This window comes from Hyphomonas jannaschiana VP2, assembly GCF_000685215.1.
Taxonomy (GTDB): Bacteria; Pseudomonadota; Alphaproteobacteria; order Caulobacterales; family Hyphomonadaceae; genus Hyphomonas; species Hyphomonas jannaschiana.
In genome coordinates this window covers 41,098-62,306 of sequence record NZ_ARYJ01000003.1, presented here as the reverse complement: position 1 = coordinate 62,306, position 21,209 = coordinate 41,098, and the positions used below count along the sequence as shown (strand labels likewise).

The window sequence follows — 21,209 nt, the reverse complement described above, 5'->3', positions numbered from 1 at the left end:
TTTCGTCCGTCTGGTTCAGCCCACCCAGTGCGGCGGGCGCTTGCCTGCCCATGGCCGGGCCTGCTCCAATTGTCCAGCCAGGCGGAACAAAAGACTTTCAGCCCCAAGGCGACCGCCAAACATCATGCCAATCGGCAGGCCGCCTGGCGCTTCTTCGGTCGGCTCGGTCCAGTGCAGCGGCACGGACATGGCCGGGCAGCCGGTCTGGTTGAAGATGGGGCAATGCGCACCAAAGCCGGCAATTGCCTTGCCCATCGCATCACCGTCCTGCGTCAGCGCCATCGTGCCCAGCTTGTCCGGCGCGCGATGCGTTACCGGCGACAGGGTCAGGTCGAAGCCGCCATCGATCAGGAATTGCTCATAGTCGATGGCCACCGAATTGAAGAGGTTGTTCGCCTTGGCCAGTTCGACCATCGGCACGGTCCGGCCGAGCGCCACCATCGAGGCGGTGATCGGCTCCATCTCGTCCTCGCGCACAGGCCGGCCCAGCATGTCAGAGCGATCATCGAAAGCCGCGGCGATGTTCGCGGAGATCGTGAACAGGGCGTATTTCGCCAGTTGCTCGCCATCCAGTTCCGGGCCTGCCTCAACAACTTCATGCCCAAGGTCTGCCAGCAGTTTCGCGGTCGCCATAAGCCCCGCATCGGCATCGGCGTCCGGCATGGTGCCGTTCGGCGCCCGCTTCCACAGCGCGATGCGCAGCTTGCCGGGCCCATGGGAGACTTCCTCCAGATACGGACGGTCCGGCGCCGGGGCCACGTAGCGGCTGCCCGTTTCCCGGCCGTGGCAGGCATCGAGCAGGGCGGCACTGTCGCGCACGCTGCGGCTGACGGCGTGGACGGTCGACATGCCATTCCAGCCTTCGGTGCGGCCGGGGCCCATCGGCACGCGGCCGCGCGACGGCTTGATGCCGAACAGGCCCGTACAAGAGGCGGGAATGCGGATGGAGCCGCCGCCATCGCTGGCCTGCGCCACCGGCAGCACACCGGCCGCCACGGCTGCGCTCGCCCCGCCGGACGAGCCGCCCGAGGTGCGCGTCAGATCCCATGGGTTTCGTGTCTGCCCGTAAAGCGTGGACTCGGTTGTCGTCGTCAGGCCGTATTCCGGGCTGGTCGTCTGGCCGAAGAAGACGAGACCCGCCTCGCGATAACGCCCGGTCAGGACCGAGTCCCGCTGGGCCACATTGCCTTTCCATGCGACGGAGCCATTGGTAAGCGGCGCGCCTTTGACCTCGACGGCAAGGTCTTTCGTGACGAAGGGCACGCCCGCAAAGGGCCCGTCACCGGTCCCGCCTTCAAGCTGTCTTTTCGCAAGATCCGGATAGAGCGCACTAAAGCAGTTCAGCGTCTCCTGCGCAGCTTCGGCCCGCGTGACGGCTGCATCCAGAAGTTCTGCGGCGCTGACCTGTTTGCTGCGGACAAGTTCCGCCAGCCCCAGACCATCATAATCGGCATATTCTCTCATTCGGCCCTCCCGTTCTGTCACCACTGTGGAACGGCAGGCGCCGAAAGGAAACCCTGATCAGGGCTCCATTTCAGGTGGGGGGGGCGGGCCGCGTTCCCCGGGGTCGCCCGGTCGACCGGGCCGCATCCGGCGCTCCGCCCGCCTGTCCCCCGGGCCATGTTTCAGAAACCGCGCCATCTTTGCGCGTTCGTCCACGGGCATCGTGGCGAAGAGATCCACCATGGCCTCATGCATCGCTTCATTGACGGTATCGTCTGCCGCCCTCAATTCCCGGAACGCCTCGCGGACGGCATCGGCATCATATGGGTCAGCCGCCACGGCATCTCCCAGACGCGCACGGGCTTCTGCACGCGCTGTACGTTCCTCGCCGGATGCCTCGAACGCCTGCCGGAACACACGCCGCATGATGTCCCGGCTCCCGTCATCGCGGGAGGCCCAGGAGGGCCGTTCCGATGGCGCTCCATGAGGCTTCCCCGTTGGGCCAGCTTGCAGAAGGAAACCGGCCAGCAAGCCAAGCAGGATCATGTTCGCCATAAGCGACACGATCAGCCAGCGCGGCCACCGGCGGGAAGTTTCAGGCGCATCGCTCATTCTGCGGCCTCATTCATCAGTTCGTAGTTCCCAAAACCGAGCGCGGCATACATCACAGCATCCGCCTCATCATTGGTGTCGGCATTCGCGACGGAAGCCGGCAACGACACGTTCACACCGATCAACAGCCCCATGACCAGCGAAGCCACCGCGCCGGCCGGCAACCAGCCCGGCAGGAACCTGCTGAAGCCGGTTTGCGCCCGTCCGGTGCGTGCCGCTTTCGGTGCGTCGGCAATCAGGCTGTTCCGCAGGGAGGCGGGAACGTCGACTTCAGGCACAAGATTCAGGACATCGTCCAGACGGCGGGCTTCCTCCAGCGCCTGGGCAAACAGGCCCGGCGCTTCAGCCATCCGGCGCGCCGCAGCGCCCTGCTCTGCCTCAGGATAGGCAGAAATATCTGACCCGTACGTCTCGATCAGCGCGATGATGCGCTCATCCGACACGATGGGTGTGTTCCCGCGATCCTTCATGCCACGCTCCGTTCGGCCAGTGTCGCCCTCAAGCTGCGCCTTGCGCGTGCCAGAAGGCTTTCCAGCGCCTCTTCACTTGTTTCCATAATTTCCGCCGCCTCGACCTGAGAGTGTCCTTGCAGGGCACAAAGCGTCAAGGCAGCTGCCTGACGCTCCGGCAGGGCGGCGATTGCCGTTTCAATGGCTTTCACGCGTTCGCTCTGCATCAGGCGTTCAGGCGGGGTCAATTCCGGGTCCGTCATCTCCGGCAATTCTCCGGGAAGAGATTCCCGACGTTTGCGCAGGATGTCGTAACAGAGGTTCAGCGCGACCCGGTGCAGCCAGGTCGAAAACTTTGCCCTCGGCTCCCAGCCCGGCAGTGCTTTCCAGGCGCGAAGAAAAGTCTCCTGTGTCACGTCTTCTGCTTCCATCCGATCACCGAGCATCCGCGTCGTCAGGCCAAGAACACCGGGCGAGTACCGGTCAACCAGCCACGCCACGGCAGACGGATCGCCCGCCGCCGCCCGTGTGATCTGGTCGAGATCCGATACGAAAGCCACGGAACCGAGCTTACTCCGTTCAGGCGCGGGTGCACGCATTCAACACATCTTGCCGGCTGAATGCGTGCAGAGCCGCCCTACCGGGCCTGAGCCCGATCTCTTATTCGTCTTCCGGCGGTGGGGGCGGCATCATTCCATTCATGCCCCGCCGGCCGAAATCACCGCGGCCGCCAGGACCCATCCGGGCAGATTCGAACTCTTCCTGGCTGATCGTGCCATTCCCGTCCTTATCCATGTCCGCAAACCGCTCGGCCTGCATCTGGGCGCCCTTCTGCGCCCAATCGGCTTTCCTTGCCTTCCAGTCGTCCGCTCGTGCCGCCTGAACAGCCGTCACTTCGTCGCGCGTGATCGATCCGTCCTTGTTGGTGTCATACCGCTCGAACATGTTGTCGACACGGTCGCCGCGGCGTTCCTCGAACCGCGCCTGCATCTGGGCGCGCATGACTTCGTGATGCGCAGACAGCTCATCCTGTGAAAGCTGGCCGTCACCATTGGTGTCGATCCCCACGAACATTGCCGCTTTGTGCGCCTTGATTTCCGCGTCGGAGACCTTGCCGTCACCGTCCGTGTCCATCATTTCGACCATGCGGTCTTTCATCATGCCCGGGCCGGAGCCAGGGCCACCGCCGCGCGGGCCAGCCATTGCAGGCGAAGCAATCATCGCCACTGCAGCAAAGGAAGCTGTCGCGAGAAAGATACGTTTCATAGGGGGTAACTCCTCTCGTTGCGGCTACCGCTCGTTCAGGGCAGCCAGTGTTTATCAAACGGAGGAGGATCAGCTTTCCGTCGCATCGAGGTGCAGTTTTTCCACAGCCATCTGATGAAGCCTTGATTTTGTGGAAGATAATTCAATTTCCAGATCCCGGAACGTGTCCGCCTCCACAGCGCGGCAAAGCCGGTCCCGCAGGCCGGCCGGCATCGCATCCGAGCGCGTTTCCGTTCCGATGGCGATGCGCTGAACCTGTTGCAGCGCCTGCAGCAGGCCGAGCCCCTCGGTAAGGACCAGGCGCTCCTCGACATTAAAGCTCGCATAGGCAATGGCATCCCGCGTCGAGGCCCAGATGGCATCCGGCCTGCCGCTCAGCAGCATGTCCTGCTGCACCATGAATTCCACATCAATCAAGCCGCCCTCAGCGGTCTTGAGGTCCCACAGGCCCTTGCCGGGCTTTTCCCGGTAAAGCCGCTGGCGCATGTCGGTGATGTCGGCCGGGATGGAGGCCGCATTTGCCTGTGCACGGCTCGTGATGGCGTCGATCGCGATCTCCATCACCTTGCTGCCGAGCGCCGTATCGCCGGTCACCGGACGCAGGCGGGTGAGCGCCATATGCTCCCAGGTCCAGGCATCCTTGTTCTGGTAGGAGGTGAACGCCGGCAGGCTGACAGCCACCGGCCCGGCCCGTCCGGAAGGACGCAGGCGCATGTCGACTTCGTAGAGCGCGCCCTCCGCCGTCGGCGCTGACAGGGCGGTGATCAGGCGCTGCGTGAAACGCGTGTACCAGGTCTGTGCCTCCATCGGATCGGCATCATAGATGACGAGGATGTCGAGATCGGAACCGGCTGTCAGTTCCTTCCCGCCAAGCTTGCCCATGGCGAAGACGGCCCATTCGCCCGGCTGGGGTCCGTTGCGCCGTTCGGTTTCCCACTTTGCGGCAGCGGCCATTTCGGTGATCGTGTCATCGGCCAGCGCGGTCCAGTATTCTGCCGCGTCCCGGGCCGGGATCAGTCCGTGCAGCAACCGGTGGCCGGTCAGGAAATGCTGGTCGCGGTGATACCGGCGCCAGGCGTCGAGCGCCGTATCGAAGCTTGTGTCCGGGCCGAGTTCCGGGCGCACCGGCGCCTGTCCGCTGACGAGCGACTCCAACAGGTCCGGCCGGCGCGAGAGGATTTCCGCAAGGCGCGGCGCCAGCGCCAGAGTGGCCACGAGATCGTCGAGCAGGTCCGGCTCTGCCAGAAGCATGGCCAGCGTCTGCACACCGGAGGACAGGCCGCTGAAGAACCGGGAGAACCAGCGGAAGGCCTCGTCCGCCTCACCGGTCTTGCCCATGTCTTCCAGGAGGCGCGGCAGGATCGCCGTCAGCAGCTCGCGCCCGCGCGCCGTGCGCGTCGCAGGCACACGGCCGCGGTGCCAGTTTCGGATGGTCTCGATCGCCGCGCTCGGATCGCTGAAGCCGAGCTGGCTGAGGGTTTCAACCGTCCCCGGATCATCGTCGACGCCGGTGAAGACAAAGTTCCCGGACCGGGACTCCCCCGCCGCCCGGTCTTCCGCCGCGAACAGGGCGTCATAGGCCGACTGCACAAGACGCCGCGTTTCGAGAAGGTCCCGGTCGAAGTCCTCCAGATTGCCATAGCCGCTGAGGAAGGCGACCGCTTCGCGCGCTTCCGGATCTTTCGGCAGCGTGTGGGTCTGTTCGTCATTCCGCATCTGGATACGGTGTTCGACATTGCGCAGCTGGCGATAGGCTTCGGTCAGGTCACGTGCCGTTTCATCGGCCACCACCCCGCCGGTGCGCAGGGCTTCCATTGCGCCGAGGGTCGTGTTGTCGCGCAGCTCCGGGCGCCGCCCGCCGAGGATCAGCTGCTGCGTCTGGACAAAAAATTCGATCTCGCGAATACCGCCGGGTCCAAGCTTGATGTCCGGGTTCGGAATACTGAACTCCCGGGCCTTGGCCTTGGTGTTGATCATCCGCTTGATCGCCTGGATGTCACCGATGGCCCAGTAGTCGAGGTTCCGGCGCCAGACATAGGGCTCCATCCCCTTCAGGAAACGCTTTGCCGCAGCAATGTCGCCGGCAGCAGGCCGCGCCTTGATCCAGACCATCCGCTCCCAGTTCTGGCCGACGCTCTCATAATAGACTTCCGCCATGGCCGTGGACACAGCCAGCGGTGTCGAGGACGGATCCGGCCGCAGGCGCAGGTCGGTGCGGAAGATGTAGCCGTCTGCTGTAATCTCATCGAAGATCCGCACGATCTCCCGCGCGACACGCTGGGCCGCTTCACCCGGGGAACGCTCCCCGCCATCAAAGACGACCGGATCGTAGAAGATGCAGAAATCAATATCGCTGGAATAGTTGAGCTCGAACGCGCCCATCTTGCCAAGCGCGATGGCAAAAATGCCGTCGCCCGACAGGCCATAATGCGCAAGCGCCACCTTGAGCGCCGTATCGACACATTCGCAGGCAAGCTCGGTCAGCACCAGTGTGACGTCCATCACATCCAGACTGCCGGACAGGTCGTCCCCGGCGAGGGACAGATGCGTCGCCTGCTTGGCTCGGCGCAGGATGCGCATGACCTCTTCCACCGGCCGCTGTCCGAGTTTCGGCAGCATACGCACTGTTTCGAGCGCCTCGCGCCAGTCGGCGTCTTCCAGTTCCCGGCCGGCCAGCCGCCGGAGATAAGGCGCGCGGTCGAAGGCGAGTTTCAGGGCGGCTTCAGGCGTGTCCGCAACCGGTCTTACGTTCAGCATGCCTAGGCCCTCGGCAGTCTCAGCGTCGCTTTCAGGCCGGGCGATTCTGCCGGGCCATTGCCATCCGACAGAATGAGTTCCCCGCCGTGCATTTCCGCAACCGACACGACAAGCGCGAGGCCAAGCCCGCTGCCGGGCTGGGTGCGTGCAGAATCCATCCGCTGGAAGCGTTGCACAACGCGTTTGCGCGCATCCGCAGGCACGCCAGGGCCCGTGTCGACAACCGTCAGATCGACCGTGCCTTCCGGCCCGCGTGCGACCGTGAAGTTTATCGTTCCTCCGGCGGGCGTGTATTTGATCGCATTGTCGAGCAGGTTGGAGAGCGCCTGCCCGATCAGGTCCCGGTCGCCCAGCACCATGAGGTGTTTTGCGATCTGGCTGCGGAAGCTCTGTTCGGCTTCGTCGCTGGCCGGCTCGAACAGTTCGGCGAGTTCCTCTGCCAGTTCGGACACATCCATCCGCACACGTTCGCCTTCGGCACCTGCCTCCAGCCGGGCGAGGCGCAGGATGGCGTTGAATGTTCCCAGCACGCGGTCCACTTCCTCGACCGTTTCGCCCAGCGTTGCCTCGGCACTTTCGCGTGACATCGGCTCGGAGAGCGCGATCTCCAGCCGGTTACGCAGGCGCGACAGCGGCGAGCGCAGATCGTGCGCAATGGCATTGCCCGTATTGCGGGTGGATTCGACCAGCTTCTCGATCTGGTCGAGCATGGCGTTCATGCGCTGGCCCAACCGGTCGAACTCATCACCCGACCCGCGCACGGGCACACGCCGGCCAAGTTCGCCGCCCATGACCATCTCTGCCGTCCGCGCCAGTTCGTCCGCCCGCCTTGCCGCCCCACGGGAGATCAGCAGGCCGCCCAGAAGCGACAGGACCAGCCCGATCGGCGCGGCGATATAGATCGCGTTCTGGATACGCCCGACAATCGCTGTCTGCTGCGCCGTATCGAAGGCGACCAGCAGCGCGCCGCCATTATCCCGCAGGCGCACGATGCGGCCAGCGACAGGGCGGACAACTTCAGAGCCGTCCGGTTCTGTCTGGGTGATTTCGAAATAGATCGTCTGAACATCCAGGTCCGGATTGTGCTCCGGCATGCGCTGGAAGTGGCCGGCGATCCGGCGGCCCGATGCGTCTTCAAGATAGTAGAAGAAAGTCGACCCGTTACGGGTCATCCGCTCGAACACCGACTCGCTGAGACGCTCCATGCCCCCGGTGAAGTAGGCATTGCCCAGCTGCTCAAATTCGAGATCCATCCGCCGGTCGGATTCAGCGCGGATGTAATAGACCGTCGAATAATAGAGGTAGACCAGCAGCGCCGCTGAAAACGCCGCAAACATGGCGCTGTAGAGCAGCGCCAATTTGAAGGTCGTCGTTCGCAGGAAAGTCGGGAGGGCGAATTTCATGGCTCGCTAGTGCCAGCGCCCTGCCCGTCCGTCTAGCCCTGCAGCCGGTATCCGGCCCCACGGACCGTGTGCAGCAGCGGCTCGTCGAATTCCTTGTCGATCTTTGCCCGCAGGCGCGAGACGTGAACATCGATCACATTGGTCTGCGGATCGAAATTATAGTCCCACACCTTTTCCAGCAGCATGGTGCGGGTCACGACCTGTCCGGCGTGACGCATCAGATATTCCAGCAGGCGGAATTCGCGCGGCTGCAGGTCGATCTTCTGGCCGGCCCGGGTGACCTTGCGGGTCAGCAGGTTCATCTCCAGGTCGCCCGCCTTCAGCACGGTGACCGGCGGTTCCTGCCCAGGTGTGCGGCGGCCGAGGGCCTCGACACGGGCGGCCAGTTCTGCCGGGGCAAATGGCTTGGCGAGATAGTCCTCGGCACCGGCCTTCAGGCCTTGCACCTTGTTCTGAACATCGCCCAGGGCCGACAGGAACAGCGCAGGCGTTGTGCCGCCTGCATCGCGGAATTCCCTCAGCAGGGTCAGGCCATCCTTTTCAGGCAGCATCCGGTCGACGATCATGGCGTCGAACTCTTCGGAGCGGGCCTTGGCAAGGCCGCGCTCGCCATCGTCTGCCTTGTCCACCGAGTGTCCGGCCTCAGTGAGGACCTTCTCGATGAAGCCGGCCATTTCTGCGTCGTCTTCGATCACCAGCACACGCATGGGATCCTCCTGAACTGTGTCTAGCATATGCGCCTCACTTAGTCTTCGCTGATGTCGATCGTGCGGTAGGTCGTAATCTGGCCGACACGCACGGCGATCAGAACTTTGGTCCGGTTGGCCTTCTTGGCCGCATCGATCGCCTTCTTCAGAACGTCGACGCTGGAGACCGGTTCATTATTGGCCTCCAGGATAACCATGCCACGCTGGAGACCAGCCTCTTCGATGGCGCCGCCACGCTCGACTTCGGAAATCACGAGGCCGGCTTCGTCTTCATCAAGACCGAGGCGCTGGCGCATCTCGTCATCCAGCGGCACGAAGGTCACGCCGAGGGACGACATGGTGGCTTCAGCACCCGTATCGCCGGAATCCTCTGACAGGGCCGAGGCCGGAATGCGGCGGGCATTGAGGCTGTCGCCCCGTTCACCGACCACGACATCAATCGTCTGGCGCTTGCCGCCGCGCATGATGTCGAACTTGTTCGACGTGTTGGCGATCAGGCGGCCAACCAGGCGCGTGGTGGAGGTCGCATCGCTGACCTTCTGCCCGTTCACGGACAGGATGATGTCGCCGCGTTGCAGGCCGCCCTTGTCGGCCGGGCTGTCTTCGGTGACGTCGGCGATGATGGAGCCGTCATTGTTCAGCATGCCCTGGGCTTCGGCCATGTCTTCGGTCAGGTCCTGGATCTGCACGCCCAGCCAGCCACGGGACACATGACCATCCTTGATGATGGCCTGGGTCACTTCCTGCGCCAGTTCCGCCGGGATGGCAAAGCCGATGCCGACAGACCCGCCGGTCGGCGAAAGGATCTGCGTGTTCACGCCGACCACATTGCCGTGCAGGTCAAAGGTCGGCCCGCCCGAGTTGCCCCGGTTGATGGCTGCGTCGATCTGGAGAAAGTCTGTGTACGGGCTGTCATTGCCCAGCTCACGGCCATCAGCTGACAGGATGCCGGCCGTTGCCGTGCCGCTGAAGCCGAACGGGTTGCCGAGGGCGACAACCCAGTCACCCTTGCGCAGATTGTGAGAGTTGCCGAAACGGACATAGGGATAGGTGCCTTTGTCCTTCACCTTGATCACGGCGAGATCGGTGTCGGGGTCGGTGCCCACCAGTTCCGCTTCCAGCTCCGCGCCGTCCTTGGTGACGACTTCGATCTGAACGGCATTCTGGACCACGTGATTATTGGTGACGATATAGCCGTCCTGCGAGATGAAGAAGCCGGAGCCCAGCGACCGCGCTTCGCGGGTCTGAGGCTCGTCGCCCTGTTCTTCCTGCTGACGGCGCTGTTCCATGAATTCGTCAAGGCCGGGAAGCCCGCGGAATTGCTCGAAGAATTCCTGCATGTCGCCGAGATCATTCACTTCGCGCTCGGACAAGACATTGACGCTGACGACCGCCGGCTCAACGCGCTCGATCAGATCGGCAAAACTCATGGGCGCGCCCGCGGGCGGCTGGATCGCAATCGGCTGGGCGCCTGCCTCAGGACTGAGAATCTGAGGTGCGATCGACAAGGTCCCAACCGCGGCGGCTCCGAAAAGCGCTGCAACCAGTGCCTGCCGAGAAATGCCAAGTTTCATGATTTCTCTCTCCAACTCTCTGAAAAATCGTCGTTTGTCCGGACGACCGTTACATAATCATACGAGACCGAATGTGGTCATTAAAAGACAGTAAGTCGAATGGATTCAGGCCTTCAGCGAGCCGTCAGACGGTCCTGCCCAGCTTTGCGCACGGCCTCATCAGGCTTGCCGTCAGAGCGGGCGAGGCCTGGAAGTTCGGTTATTCACCTGTATCATCACTGAAAGGCTCTGTGTAACTTTCACGAATATACTGACACTTCGAGTGTAATCACGGTTATTCATACCGTCGGAAGCAAAATAACGAAAAATCCCTTGAAATACTACAGTTTGCGAGACATACTGATTTTCAATAAGGATCAGAAGGGGCTGATTAGTGCGCTTGATACACCGCATGCCAAAAAGGCTATTGCGTCGTCGCGCCTGTGCCTCGGAACAGTTGCCGGCGCTGGAAAGGCCCAATCCCCGGGCCCACCGGTGTCAATCACCACTTCGTGATGCCCGCCTACTGCCAAGGTGGCTCAGGAAGTCCCATTCAGACGTCAAGCAATGTCCCCACCCAGCCTGACGGCTATTCCCACGGGGGTGCGGCGCCGGCAAACCCTTCGTCCCGAATCCGACATGGTTGTAGATGATCGCTTTATAGCGACGGAAAATCTCCCGCCGTATTCTGGCTACAAGCGTCCACGATCACGGAGGACGGCAAGGGCTGGCTGAAGCGCAGCTTTGTATTGCGTCCAGCGACCTATCGCAGATGTGTAGATTGGTTGACGCACCTGGCTGACGCTGGCTGTGGCGACCGGGGCTTCATTCTTGTGAAAGTCCAGGCAGGCCGCCTCAAAACCAAGCCCGGCAAATGCCAGAATGTCCCGGATCTCACTGTCGGGACTCCCGACGAGCCTCTCATAATTTACAATACGGAATCTCGTTCCCGGCAGCTTTTGCTCATATGTGTCGGCGAGATCATGAAAGTCCGCGACGTATCGAGCCAGCCTCTCAAGATCATAGGCATAACTATAGAGCGATGCTGACGCCGAGAAATGCTGCTTGTAAATACTAAGCACACTGTCAGGCGCCTGGCGCCGGAGGCAAATCACCCGAGACGAGGGCAACGCCGCAAGGATGGCAGGAACGAAGAACGCGTTTACAGGCATCTTGTCAGTGAAACGCTGGTGACTCTCCAGGATGGCCCGCACACTTTTGAGATAAGCTTGTCCGACGGCAGTCAGGTCTGTATTCGCTGCCCGGGAAATTACTTCTGCATCGTATGTATGTCCTGCGCTCACTCCGGTGGCACGATGAAGGCAAGCTCCAAACTCGTGACGTTCTCCGGCAGACACAATCTGTGAGTGGCTGGAAAGTACCCGATCGACCAGCGTCGTGCCGCTTCGGGGCAGGCCCACGATAAACACCGGGCCATCAGCGGGTGTGGAACCCTCCACGTGCAACGCCCCCGCCAACGCCCCGGCTGCCTTGTAGATAAACTGATCTTCCATCTGCCGGTCAGGCAGCTGTGGACGGACAAGTGCCTTACCCCGGTCCAGCCAGAGCATGACCGACTCCGGATCTCCGAGGTCTTCGTGAACCTTGGCAATCGCATGCGCCAGAACAAGGCCACCTTCGGCATCCCGTGGATTGCGTTCTGCCCAGGCCTTTTGAAGCACGGCCAGGTCATTTCGCTCAGGCGTCTGCTTTGTGATCTGCGTCAAATGCATTTGTGCCGCGGTGAAGCCGGGATTCAGCTTCAACGCAGTCCGATAAGCTTCCCGGGCGTTCTCAAAATCCCCAAGGAATTGAAGGGAAGATCCGAGATTGAAGAAGCTCAGTGCATCGCCGGGCGATGCCTGCGTAGCCTTTCGGTGAAACGCAACCGCTTCCTCATGGCGGTCCAACTTGCTGAGAGTCGAACCGATCAGGGCAAGCGTGTATCCATCGCGCGGATTCCGTTTCTTCGCCTGTTCCAGACATTTAAGAGCCTGAGCAGGCTGGTTGAGGCCGACCAGGGATCGCGCCGCCTGAACAAACGGACCGGCCCCTGGATAGCCTTTCCGAACGGCGCCTTCGAACAGGCCAAGTGCATTCCGGTAATCATGGTTTTCACAGGCAATAATGCCCATGAGAAAATAGCCCTCTGCACTTTCAGAATTTTGCTCCAGAACCCTCCTGCAGCAATCCAGCGCTTCCTTGTATTGCTTCTGTTGCAGGAATTCTTTCGCCCGGTGCAGCAGCTGTGCTTCCTGGTCTCCCGCGCGACGCCGGACACCTTCGGTAGAATAATTCAGGACCATACAGGCAGCGTATGCCCGATGGCGCCTCCTCCTTCAAGTTGCCGGAACAGAAAAAATAACTATCTTAAATGGTATATATAAAGGCTCGGCAGAGGCCAGTTTGCGGAAGCAAATTCGGTCAGACGTCCTCGGCTTCGATGTCCCGGGCCACGGTCCGTTTGCGCCGGGCTGTGAGGAAACCGATCAGCCCGCCAATGGCCAGCAGGGCAAAAGGACCGACCCAGAGCAATGCACCGCTCAGGCTGTTCCCTTTCGGGCGGAACAGGACGAACTCGCCATAGCGGCTTTCGAACCAGTCCCGGACCTCCTGGTCTGTCGAACCCTCGCCAACCATTTCGCGAATCCGGGTGCGCATGTCTTCGGCAATCGGCGCGGCAGACTGTGAGACCGGCTCGTTCTCGCACGCCACACAGCGCAGCTCCCGCATCAGGGCCTGCGCCCGCGCCTCTTCGTCGGCATTGTCGAGCGGGACATCCGCGGCAAGCGCGATCACGAGAGACAGGAAGAGCGCCTTCATCGTTTCCCCTTCACCATGCTGAGCGCACCACCGAGGCCAATCAGCAGAACGCCAAGATACACGAAATCGATCAGCGGATTGAAGTAGACCCGGAACACCCAGCGCGCCTGCCCGTCCACCACACGCTGTTCGCCCAGCGCAGCGTAGAGGTCGCCCGTGCCGGTCTTGAAGATGGCCGTCTCCGTCGTCGGCATGCGCGCGGCCGGATAGTAGCGCTTCATCGGCTCCAGCACGGTTTTCGTGCCGCCTTTGACCGCTGTCAGCACGGCCTTGTCGGCATACCAGTTCGGCCCTTCGATAGAGCCGACATCATCCAGTGTGAAGGTCCAGCCAGCCGCCTGACCTGAGCCGCCTTCGGCAAGGGCCACGGTGGTTTCATAACGCTGCGTGGTTTCCACAACGGCACCGATGATGAACAGGCCGATGCCCATATGCGCAAGCGTCATGCCCCAGACACGCGGTGAGACACGGAACACGCGGTTCAGCGTGACAGCCCGGCGCTTCAGTTCCCACAGGGCCCCGCCGATCAGCCAGACGCCGAGCGCCAGGCCGAACGCGGCCCCGATCGAAATGTCCCAGACGGCAATGCCAAGCGCGGCAAACACGGCAACCAACGCGGCGCCGGCGATGGCCCAGCGCGTCCATTGCTTCATGTCCGCCTTGCCCCAGGCCCAGCTCTGGGCGACCGGCAACAGCAGCAGGAGGATCGCCAGGATTGGCACAAAGGTCAGCCGGAAATATGGCTCGCCCACAGACATGGTGCGCCCGGCGGCTTCGGCCATGAGCGGGAACAGCGTGCCCAGCAGAACGGTCAGCGCCGCCACGATCAGGACGATATTGTTGGCCATCAGCGCGCCCTCCCGGCTGCCGATCAGCCAGGGCTTTGCCCCTTTGAGGGATGGCCCGCGCCAGAGGAACAGGCCGAGCGCCAGCACGCCATAAACCAGCAGCCCGAACAGGAGGATCGTGCCCCGCGTCGGATCGACAGCAAAGGCATGCACCGAGGTCAGCACGCCGGAGCGTACCAGGAAGGCGCCCATGATCGAGAACAGGAAAGCCAGCACCGAGAGAAGCGCCGTCCAGGCGGCGAAATTCTCCCGCTTCTCCGTGACGATGACAGAGTGCAGCAGCGCCGCCCCGATCAGCCAGGGCATCAGCGAGGCGTTTTCGACCGGATCCCAGAACCACCAGCCGCCCCAGCCAAGCTCGTAATAGGCCCAGTAAGAGCCGAGCGCGATGCCGAAGGTGAGCGGCACGAAAGCGGCCAGCGACCAGCGCCGCGCTTCCTTTGCCCAGACCCGGTCAATCCGGCCTTCCATCATGCCGGCCGCTGCCAGCGCGAAAACGAAGGAATAGCCGACATAGCCGAGATACAGCATCGGCGGATGGAAAGAGAGCGCCGGGTCCTGCAACAGCGGGTTCAGCCCCGCACCCTGGAAAGGCGCCGGATCCAGCCGCAGGTAAGGCGAGGAAGCGAACAGCAAATAGCCCATGGCACCGGCGGACAGGAATCCCTGCACGCCCAGTGCGCGCGATTCGAAGCGTTCCCGGCCGGTTTTCATCAGGGCCGCCGCAGCCGCGCCGAACGCCAGCGTCACCAGCGCCCAGAGCGCCATGGAGCCTTCATGATTCCCCCAGGTGCCGGCGATCTTGTAGAGCATCGGCTTCAGCGTGTGGGAATTATTGGCCACCAGTGCCAGCGAGAAATCCGACACGGCAAAGGCATGCACCAGCGTCAGGAAGGAAAAGGCCATCAGGCCAAAACCGGTGACGGCCGCCATGCCCGCCCAGCGGCGGTCGCCCTTCAGGCCGAAGATCGTCTGCGCCAGCGTGGCGCCCAGCGCCAGGAACGCCGCAAAATGACCGGCTTCGATCATCCGCCGATTGCCTCGGGGCGCAGTTCGCGTGGCTGATAGTTTTCATCGTGCTTGGCCAGGATCTGCCGGGCCGTGAACGTGCCGTCTTCATTGAACTGGCCGATGGCCACAACGCCCTGCCCTTCGCGGAACAGGTCCGGCGCAATGCCCGTGAACGAGACCAGGATCTCGGCATCGCCATTGTCCATCACGCTGAACAGCATGGTCGCGCCATCATCTGAATAGGTCAGCGAGCCAGGCTCGACCCAGCCGCCGACTTTCACCTCACGTCCGGCTTTCGGCAGGCCTTTCTCGGCCAGCGTCTGCGGTGTGTAGAACAGGTTGGCATTCTGGCGCAGGGCCACAAAGGCCAGCCCCGCCGCAGCCAGCAGCAGAACGGCAGCAATGCCAAACGTATAGAGTCGTCGAGTCCGTGCGCGCATGCCCGTCTTATAATGCGCCCCGCACCGAAATGGGAGTGCGGCAGATGCATCGCACCCGCTCCTGCTTTCCGATTGTTTGTTCCAGGTGCCCGCTCTGTGCTAAACAATGAGGGCAATGAGCGATGCCCTTGGCCCCGGCGAACTGGTTCTCTGCGTGAACGCGGCCCCCAACCACGTGACCGGACAGCCTGTGCCGCTCGTGGCGGGCGAGACGTATCGCGTTCTCGAAGTGATGGACTTCGCCTGCCCGTGCGGGCGGTCGGACGCGCTACTGGATGTCGGCGTCGGCTTCGCCTGGTGCCAGACGCGCTTCCGCCACCTGCCGAAACCAAAGGCAACGACCAGAACCCGCCGCGCCTCGACACCGAAGAAGTTGCAGCCGGTTTGATAGTCCGCTCACGCGGGCAGTCGTCAGTCGGTACGACTCAAGGCGCCGGAGCCGCTTCATCTCCCTGCCCGATGGCTTCGATCATGCCGCGGAAGCGGTCGCGGCGGGGGTCGCCCTCGGGGAGGTTGTTGTAGATGTAGCGCATGGCCTGTTCGGCCTTGTCCTGATCGCCCGCCTGCGCGGCGCCCATCGCGGCCCACATACCGGCGCGCACCTGCGTCTGGTCCAGCTCATAGGCCCGGCCATACAGCCGGGTCGCCTGCGGGCTGACGCCCCCGCCCGACAGGGCCACCAGCGTGTCGGCGAGCGCCACCAGCGCGGGGACGAAATTCTCATCGCGGCGCAAGGCAGACTGATAGGCCCGCGCGGCATCTTCCGGGCGGCCCTCGGCGCGCAGCATCTCGCCGATGAAGAAATGCGGCTGCGGGTCGTTCGGGCGTTTCTGGGTCGCCAGTTCCAGGCGCGACAGGGTTTCTGCCGGGGTCAGCGTCTCCGGGGCGTTCTTGATCTTCTCGGCCAGGCCTGCCTGGCGCTCCGACATGGGATTGTCCGGCATGCCAGGCTTGCCGATAGCCAGATAGCCCGCCACCGCGACGGCCAGACAGATACCGGCGACAGCAATATTCAGGCGGTTCATCGTTTCGGAAACCTCAGGCGTGCGCGCAGGCCCCCGGCCGGGGCCACATCCAGTTCAAGCACGCCCTTATGCAGCTCTGCCAGCTCTGTGACAATCGACAGACCCAGCCCGGTGCCCGGGGTTGTTTCATCAAGTCGCACCCCGCGCTTGAGGGCGCCTTCGCGTTCTTCCCCGGTCAGGCCGGGCCCGTCATCGTCGACCTCGATACGCAGTTCCGCCGCATCGTCCGCCACATTCACCTGCACATCGGCCCGCGCCCATTTGCAGGCGTTTTCCATGAGGTTGCCGACCATTTCCTCAAGGTCCTGCTGCTCCCCGCGAAAGACAGCGGCCTCCGCGCCGGTCACGGTCACATCGATGCCCTTGGAATCGTAGAGCCGGTTCATCAGGCGGGCGATGCCGTCCAGCACCGGGCGAACCTCCGTCCGCGCGCCCAGCGCTTCGGCCCGGGCCGCCATGCGGGCGCGCTTCAGATAGTGCTCCACATTGGTCTGCATGGAATCGACCTGGCGGCGCACGACATCGTCCAGTTGGGTTTCGCCGGTCGCCTCGTTGCGCAGCACCGCGATCGGCGTCTTCAGCGCGTGGGCGAGATTGCCGACATGCGTCCGCGCCCGCTCCACCACCTGCCGGTTGTGATCCACCAGCTTGTTCAGTTCTTCCGTCAGCGGCTGCACTTCGGACGGGTAGTCGTCGGCCAGTTTCAGGCGCGTGCCTTCCCGGATCTCGGCAATGTCGTGCCCCAGCTTCACCAGCGGGCGCAGGGAATAGCGGATACCGGCCACCATGGCCGCGAAGACGCTGCCGAAGAGAACGACCATTGTGCCGATCAGCAGGTTCCGGAACCGGGTCGCCGCCGCATCGTTCTGCGCCCTGTCCGCCGCCGCGACGAGCACGAGCGGCGTCTCCCGGTTCTCGACCAGAATGGCCTTGGCCGCTGCGAACGTCCTCTGGCCGGCCGGCCCGGGTCCGATGCCGAACTGAGTCGTACCCGGCGTGGCGAGCGCGCGCTTCAGCAGGCGCGGTGACATCGGTACCGGCTCGTCCCACAGGCTGCGAGACCTGAGATCGCCGACCGGGTCGCCACTCTCATCCACCGCGACAATCGCCCAGTAACGGCCGGAATATTGGGTCTGGTAGCGGGAATCCGTCGACAGGAAGACGTGATTGTCATCGGTCACCCGCCCATCCGGCAGGAAAGCCCCCTCTCGCGTCATATCGCGGGTCAGCGTGATGAGCGTCTGATCCAGCTCATCCGACAGGAGGGACAGCGTCTGCGCCCGGTAAAGCGCCGACAGGGCCAGCGCCCCGCCAATCAGAACGATCAGCCCCCAGATGGCTGCTGCCAGCATGATCCGCCGGGCCAGCGACAGACGCGTCCAGCGGTCGAGGAATGTCACGGGTTTGGGATCGGCCTCGCTCATACAAGGCATTCAGCACGGGCCGGCATCAGCCAGCCACGCGCGCTTCGTTCTCCGGCACGACAAGGCGATAGCCGAGGCCGCGTTCGGTCTGGATCCGGTCCTGCCCGATCTTCCGGCGCAGGCGGCCGATGAACACCTCGATCGTGTTCGAGTCGCGGTCGAAGTCCTGATCGTAGATATGTTCGACCAGCTCCGTACGCGGAACGACGCGGCCCTGATGGTGCATCAGGTAGGACAGCACGCGATATTCATGCGCGGTCAGCTTCACCGGCTCGCCATTGATCATGGCGCGCGCGGCGCGGGTATCGACCATCAGCTTGCCGGCTTCCAGCGTCGCAGCGGAGTGGCCAGCCGCGCGGCGCAGCAGGGCCCGCAGGCGCGCCAGCAATTCTTCGGTGATGAAAGGCTTGGTCAGATAGTCATCGGCCCCGGCATCGAAGCCTGCCACCTTCTCGCTCCACGAATCGCGGGCGGTCAGGATCAGGACCGGGAAAGACTTCCCGTCTGCGCGCCACTTTTTCAGCACGCTCACCCCGTCCATCTTGGGCAGGCCAAGGTCAAGGATCACCGCGTCATACGGCTCGGTATCGCCAAGGAAGTGACCATCCTCGCCATCGGCGGCCAGGTCCACAGCATAGCCTGACTGGCCCAGCACATCGGCCAACTGGCGGCGCAGGTCCGCATCGTCTTCAACAACCAGGATACGCATGGTTCAGCTACTCCCTGAAAAGGCTAATGTCGGCTCAGGCGCCGCGGCGGTCAAGGACAGCGCCGGTCTGGGCATCGACCACAAAATGCATTTTGCGGCCATCCTTGGTCATCCAGTCTATCTCATAGACCGATTTACCATTGCCCTTGTCGTACAGATCGGCGCTCAGCTGGTAGCCGCCATATTGCTGCTTCAGTTTATTGAAAATCTGGCTGAGCGGCACCGTCCGCCCCTGATTGCGCGAATCGCGCGCCTGGCCGGGCGAGAACTGGTTCATCCAGCCCTGCGCCGACGCGGCGGGCGCGACGACGAGGCCGAGTGCCAGAAAAAGGGCAGCAATCCGTTTCATACCCTGCCGTATAAGGGCGCAGCTCTGAATGTGAAGTGAACGATACCGTTCACTTTCATTCAGTGCCTACCGGCCCTCAGATGCGGGCATATAAAGCCCCGGCACCCCGCCTCAGGGCGGGCCAAGTGTCCAGGACGGGCTGAAAATCACCAGCTTCATGTCCCGCGGTGTCATCGACATGGTAAATCCGGCCCTCGGATCATTGTACGGGCGCGCGTCACTCCAGCTTTCCATGGACAGGGCAATCCGCGCTCTTTCGTACAGGCCAAGCGTCTCGCCTTCCCTCTGGATTCTCACGAATCGCTCCGTCGTGCCCTGGCTGCCTGTATCCCGCTCAAAGCCGGCTTCGCCGCTCTCCAGGCATGGCTGCAGCCATCCGAGCGCTGACCTCAGCCGCGTCTCGAATGCGGCCCGGTCCGAAACCATCATCTCTGCGCCGTCTTCACTGCCCGGCATCTCCCGCAAGTGGCACTCATACGCCGTCGTGACATATTTCGGGTTCGCCTTGCCGATCGGCCCATCCACCAGACGGCAGTCGTCGAACCCGTCCAGAACCCAATTGCCGGTCAGCGCCACATCGCGGTGCAGCCAGCCAGTGGCCAGCGGAAAGTCCGCCGTCAGCGGCCGGGGGGCCTCCAGCTTGTCTGCGACCTGCTTCAGCTCCGCGCAATCGGCCAGCGCCGCGCCTGCCGGCACAAGCGCCGCAGCCAGCACGAAGGCCGTTCTGAGAATTCCTGCTTGTTTCCGCATCTTCCTACTCCTCCGCCGGGGCGTCGATCTGCGCCTGAAACTGCAACACGACCTGCCAGCCCGACGGCCCGCCCCGCCCGCGCATGAAGGGCGTATAGCTCATCTCCAGAAAGGCGGGATCGACCGTGAAACCGCTTGCGCTGTCGGCCATGGCCACCGGTTTGTAGGTGAATTTGTGGTACACCTGATAATCCCCGTTCTCGGTGTCCTCGGCGGTTTCCCATGCCTCGCCAAGACAGGCCCGCATTTCACTGGCTGCCATAGCGAACGCCGCTTCAGCGTCTGCGCGCTCGGCATCCCGGCCCATGGAATTACCCTCGAACAATGGACAGCTGTAGGTGTAAATCGTCGAGCCGGCGCCAAAACCGTCCATAACACTGGCGGTACAGGCCGCACCGAAAGCCTTGTGCATCCCGATAAACGTGTCCGGCAGCGGCGTGTCACCCATCATCTTGTTGGCGCCCTGCAGGCTGCCAAAGGGTTCGCCTTCGCTGCGCGCGTTGAGGATGGGCTGGATATTGCCGCACGGCCCAACTGCGTCTTGGGTCCCGGTTTCGGAACCGGCCGCCCCGCAGGCCGAAAGTGTGAGTATGGACAAGCCAATGATGACTACGCGCATGACAGGCGCCCCCTTCAGGATCAGTTTCCGGAACCATCCTGTTTAAGGGCAAGCGCCCGGCCGCCTATCCCCGGAACAAGGGAGGCCAGCCTCAAGGCACGCTCAGGACTTTTCCGCCCATTTGCGCAGGCCTTCGTCCTTCGGGTTTTCCAGCACGATCTCCAGCCGGACATAAAGGTCGCCCGGCGGTGTGGTTTTCACGCCCTTGCCCTTCAGGCGCAATTGCGCCCCGGTATTGGAGCCCGCAGGCACTTTCAGGGTGACATGGCCAGACGGCGTTTTCACTTCTACGCTGCCGCCGAGCACAGCCTCTTTCAGGCCGATGGGCAGCTTCATGCGCAAATCCTTGCCGTCCCGCTCCCACACTTTCGACGGGCGCACCTCGATTTCCAGCAGCGCATCGCCGGGCGGGCCGCCATAAGGCGATTGCTGGCCCTGGCTTTTCAGGCGCAGCGTCTGTCCGGACTCGATCCCGGCCGGAATGTTCACGTCGAGCGCCCGGCCGTCCGCCATGGTCATGCGGCGGCGTGCGCCAAGCACGGCGTCCTCGAACTCGACCTGCACGCGGTAGCGGACATCACGGCCCTTTTGCGGCCCCGGTCCGCCCCGGCGCGACCGGCCTCCGCCGAACATGCCGGAGAGAATGTCTTCAAACGGGTCGCCCTGCGCGCCTTCGAACGGGCTGCGGCCGGACGTGCTCTGCCAGCGGAAACCGCCGCTTCCGGGATGAGCGCCCGGATGACCGCCTCCGGCGAATCCGGTGGGATTGCCGTCGCCGTCAATCTCGCCACGGTCGAACTTCGCCTTCTTTTCCTTGTCGCCCAGAATTTCGTAGGCCGCAGAGACGCGTTTGAACTCGTCCGCCTTTTTCGGGTCGTCCTTGTGCTGGTCGGGATGCAGGGCTTTCGCCTTTGCCCGGTAAGCCTTCTTGATCTCGGCCTCCGTCGCCGAGCGCGGAACGCCGAGCACGATATAGGGGTCGATGGCCAAGTGAGTCGGATCCTTCTGGTATTTCATTTGC

At 63.1% G+C, this 21,209-nt stretch carries 21 protein-coding genes; 1 reads left to right on the top strand and 20 read right to left on the bottom strand.

Annotation, left to right across the window (positions count from 1 at the left end; all coding sequences use genetic code 11):
- Positions 1 to 15: 15 nt before the first annotated feature.
- From HJA_RS05070 to HJA_RS05010, 13 genes are all read right to left on the bottom strand, one after another.
- A complete protein-coding gene (locus HJA_RS05070; protein ID WP_035579159.1) occupies positions 16 to 1,464 on the bottom strand; it encodes an amidase in 1,449 nt (482 codons plus the stop codon).
- A gap of 57 nt (positions 1,465 to 1,521) precedes the next feature.
- On the bottom strand, positions 1,522 to 2,055 hold the full coding sequence (locus HJA_RS05065; RefSeq protein ID WP_035579156.1) for a periplasmic heavy metal sensor: 534 nt from the start codon (positions 2,053 to 2,055) through the stop codon (positions 1,522 to 1,524).
- A complete protein-coding gene (locus HJA_RS05060) occupies positions 2,052 to 2,525 on the bottom strand; it encodes a hypothetical protein (protein WP_035579153.1) in 474 nt (157 codons plus the stop codon). The genes HJA_RS05065 and HJA_RS05060 overlap by 4 nt, the downstream gene beginning before the upstream one ends.
- Complete coding sequence (locus HJA_RS05055; RefSeq protein ID WP_035579663.1) at positions 2,522 to 3,064, bottom strand: RNA polymerase sigma factor; 543 nt, start codon at positions 3,062 to 3,064, stop codon at positions 2,522 to 2,524. Before HJA_RS05055 ends, HJA_RS05060 begins: the two co-directional genes overlap by 4 nt.
- A gap of 100 nt (positions 3,065 to 3,164) precedes the next feature.
- Entirely contained in the window at positions 3,165 to 3,770 is a 606-nt protein-coding gene (locus HJA_RS05050; protein ID WP_051597389.1) for an EF-hand domain-containing protein, read from the bottom strand.
- Between the two features lie 69 nt (positions 3,771 to 3,839).
- A complete protein-coding gene (locus HJA_RS05045) occupies positions 3,840 to 6,527 on the bottom strand; it encodes a bifunctional [glutamine synthetase] adenylyltransferase/[glutamine synthetase]-adenylyl-L-tyrosine phosphorylase (protein ID WP_035579150.1) in 2,688 nt (895 codons plus the stop codon).
- 2 nt (positions 6,528 to 6,529) lie between these two features.
- On the bottom strand, positions 6,530 to 7,930 hold the full coding sequence (locus tag HJA_RS05040) for a sensor histidine kinase (RefSeq protein ID WP_035579147.1): 1,401 nt from the start codon (positions 7,928 to 7,930) through the stop codon (positions 6,530 to 6,532).
- A 32-nt stretch (positions 7,931 to 7,962) separates the two neighbouring features.
- Positions 7,963 to 8,637 carry a response regulator transcription factor gene (locus HJA_RS05035; protein WP_035579144.1) on the bottom strand — a complete coding sequence of 225 codons (675 nt, stop codon included), beginning with the start codon at positions 8,635 to 8,637 and terminating at the stop codon, positions 7,963 to 7,965.
- A gap of 38 nt (positions 8,638 to 8,675) precedes the next feature.
- Positions 8,676 to 10,211: a Do family serine endopeptidase gene (locus HJA_RS05030; RefSeq protein WP_035579141.1), complete on the bottom strand. Its 1,536-nt coding sequence runs from the start codon at positions 10,209 to 10,211 to the stop codon at positions 8,676 to 8,678.
- Between the two features lie 671 nt (positions 10,212 to 10,882).
- The gene (locus HJA_RS05025) at positions 10,883 to 12,496 is read right to left on the bottom strand and encodes a sulfotransferase family protein (protein WP_035579138.1); all 1,614 of its coding nucleotides are present in this window, start codon (positions 12,494 to 12,496) and stop codon (positions 10,883 to 10,885) included.
- Between the two features lie 118 nt (positions 12,497 to 12,614).
- On the bottom strand, positions 12,615 to 13,013 hold the full coding sequence (locus HJA_RS05020) for a cytochrome c-type biogenesis protein (protein WP_035579137.1): 399 nt from the start codon (positions 13,011 to 13,013) through the stop codon (positions 12,615 to 12,617).
- Positions 13,010 to 14,890, bottom strand: a complete 1,881-nt coding sequence (locus tag HJA_RS05015) for a heme lyase CcmF/NrfE family subunit (protein ID WP_035579134.1) — start codon at positions 14,888 to 14,890, stop codon at positions 13,010 to 13,012. Before HJA_RS05015 ends, HJA_RS05020 begins: the two co-directional genes overlap by 4 nt.
- Positions 14,887 to 15,312 carry a cytochrome c maturation protein CcmE gene (locus HJA_RS05010; RefSeq protein ID WP_035579131.1) on the bottom strand — a complete coding sequence of 142 codons (426 nt, stop codon included), beginning with the start codon at positions 15,310 to 15,312 and terminating at the stop codon, positions 14,887 to 14,889. The genes HJA_RS05015 and HJA_RS05010 overlap by 4 nt, the downstream gene beginning before the upstream one ends.
- Before the next feature lie 115 nt (positions 15,313 to 15,427).
- On the opposite strand from HJA_RS05010, the gene HJA_RS05005 reads away from it, so the two are divergent.
- Positions 15,428 to 15,700, top strand: a complete 273-nt coding sequence (locus HJA_RS05005; protein ID WP_035579128.1) for a hypothetical protein — start codon at positions 15,428 to 15,430, stop codon at positions 15,698 to 15,700.
- A 37-nt stretch (positions 15,701 to 15,737) separates the two neighbouring features.
- Here HJA_RS05005 and HJA_RS05000 read toward each other — a convergent pair whose 3' ends face one another.
- The 7 genes from HJA_RS05000 to HJA_RS04970 form a co-directional block, all read right to left on the bottom strand.
- Entirely contained in the window at positions 15,738 to 16,337 is a 600-nt protein-coding gene (locus tag HJA_RS05000; RefSeq protein WP_051597388.1) for a tetratricopeptide repeat protein, read from the bottom strand.
- Positions 16,334 to 17,761: an ATP-binding protein gene (locus HJA_RS04995; protein ID WP_035579125.1), complete on the bottom strand. Its 1,428-nt coding sequence runs from the start codon at positions 17,759 to 17,761 to the stop codon at positions 16,334 to 16,336. Before HJA_RS04995 ends, HJA_RS05000 begins: the two co-directional genes overlap by 4 nt.
- Positions 17,762 to 17,786: 25 nt before the next feature.
- Complete coding sequence (locus HJA_RS04990; RefSeq protein WP_034768792.1) at positions 17,787 to 18,470, bottom strand: response regulator transcription factor; 684 nt, start codon at positions 18,468 to 18,470, stop codon at positions 17,787 to 17,789.
- Between the two features lie 34 nt (positions 18,471 to 18,504).
- On the bottom strand, positions 18,505 to 18,819 hold the full coding sequence (locus tag HJA_RS17890) for a PepSY domain-containing protein (RefSeq protein ID WP_051597387.1): 315 nt from the start codon (positions 18,817 to 18,819) through the stop codon (positions 18,505 to 18,507).
- A gap of 111 nt (positions 18,820 to 18,930) precedes the next feature.
- The gene (locus HJA_RS04980; RefSeq protein WP_035579122.1) at positions 18,931 to 19,569 is read right to left on the bottom strand and encodes a hypothetical protein; all 639 of its coding nucleotides are present in this window, start codon (positions 19,567 to 19,569) and stop codon (positions 18,931 to 18,933) included.
- 4 nt (positions 19,570 to 19,573) lie between these two features.
- A complete protein-coding gene (locus HJA_RS04975) occupies positions 19,574 to 20,188 on the bottom strand; it encodes a hypothetical protein (protein ID WP_035579118.1) in 615 nt (204 codons plus the stop codon).
- A 102-nt stretch (positions 20,189 to 20,290) separates the two neighbouring features.
- A complete protein-coding gene (locus tag HJA_RS04970; RefSeq protein ID WP_051597386.1) occupies positions 20,291 to 21,205 on the bottom strand; it encodes a DnaJ C-terminal domain-containing protein in 915 nt (304 codons plus the stop codon).
- Positions 21,206 to 21,209: the final 4 nt, after the last annotated feature.

Coding starts and splice junctions, on each gene's coding strand:
- HJA_RS05015 (WP_035579134.1), bottom strand. CDS start 14,890: ATGATCGAAGCCGGTCATTTTGCGGCGTTCCTGGCGCTGGGCGCCACG.
- HJA_RS04975 (WP_035579118.1), bottom strand. CDS start 20,188: ATGCGCGTAGTCATCATTGGCTTGTCCATACTCACACTTTCGGCCTGC.
- HJA_RS05005 (WP_035579128.1), top strand. CDS start 15,428: ATGAGCGATGCCCTTGGCCCCGGCGAACTGGTTCTCTGCGTGAACGCG.
- HJA_RS05050 (WP_051597389.1), bottom strand. CDS start 3,770: ATGAAACGTATCTTTCTCGCGACAGCTTCCTTTGCTGCAGTGGCGATG.
- HJA_RS05060 (WP_035579153.1), bottom strand. CDS start 2,525: ATGAAGGATCGCGGGAACACACCCATCGTGTCGGATGAGCGCATCATC.
- HJA_RS05040 (WP_035579147.1), bottom strand. CDS start 7,930: ATGAAATTCGCCCTCCCGACTTTCCTGCGAACGACGACCTTCAAATTG.
- HJA_RS05030 (WP_035579141.1), bottom strand. CDS start 10,211: ATGAAACTTGGCATTTCTCGGCAGGCACTGGTTGCAGCGCTTTTCGGA.
- HJA_RS05035 (WP_035579144.1), bottom strand. CDS start 8,637: ATGCGTGTGCTGGTGATCGAAGACGACGCAGAAATGGCCGGCTTCATC.
- HJA_RS05045 (WP_035579150.1), bottom strand. CDS start 6,527: ATGCTGAACGTAAGACCGGTTGCGGACACGCCTGAAGCCGCCCTGAAA.
- HJA_RS05025 (WP_035579138.1), bottom strand. CDS start 12,496: ATGGTCCTGAATTATTCTACCGAAGGTGTCCGGCGTCGCGCGGGAGAC.
- HJA_RS05065 (WP_035579156.1), bottom strand. CDS start 2,055: ATGAGCGATGCGCCTGAAACTTCCCGCCGGTGGCCGCGCTGGCTGATC.
- HJA_RS04970 (WP_051597386.1), bottom strand. CDS start 21,205: ATGAAATACCAGAAGGATCCGACTCACTTGGCCATCGACCCCTATATC.
- HJA_RS04990 (WP_034768792.1), bottom strand. CDS start 18,470: ATGCGTATCCTGGTTGTTGAAGACGATGCGGACCTGCGCCGCCAGTTG.
- HJA_RS04995 (WP_035579125.1), bottom strand. CDS start 17,761: ATGAGCGAGGCCGATCCCAAACCCGTGACATTCCTCGACCGCTGGACG.
- HJA_RS05020 (WP_035579137.1), bottom strand. CDS start 13,013: ATGAAGGCGCTCTTCCTGTCTCTCGTGATCGCGCTTGCCGCGGATGTC.
- HJA_RS05000 (WP_051597388.1), bottom strand. CDS start 16,337: ATGAACCGCCTGAATATTGCTGTCGCCGGTATCTGTCTGGCCGTCGCG.
- HJA_RS05070 (WP_035579159.1), bottom strand. CDS start 1,464: ATGAGAGAATATGCCGATTATGATGGTCTGGGGCTGGCGGAACTTGTC.
- HJA_RS17890 (WP_051597387.1), bottom strand. CDS start 18,819: ATGAAACGGATTGCTGCCCTTTTTCTGGCACTCGGCCTCGTCGTCGCG.
- HJA_RS04980 (WP_035579122.1), bottom strand. CDS start 19,569: ATGCGGAAACAAGCAGGAATTCTCAGAACGGCCTTCGTGCTGGCTGCG.
- HJA_RS05010 (WP_035579131.1), bottom strand. CDS start 15,312: ATGCGCGCACGGACTCGACGACTCTATACGTTTGGCATTGCTGCCGTT.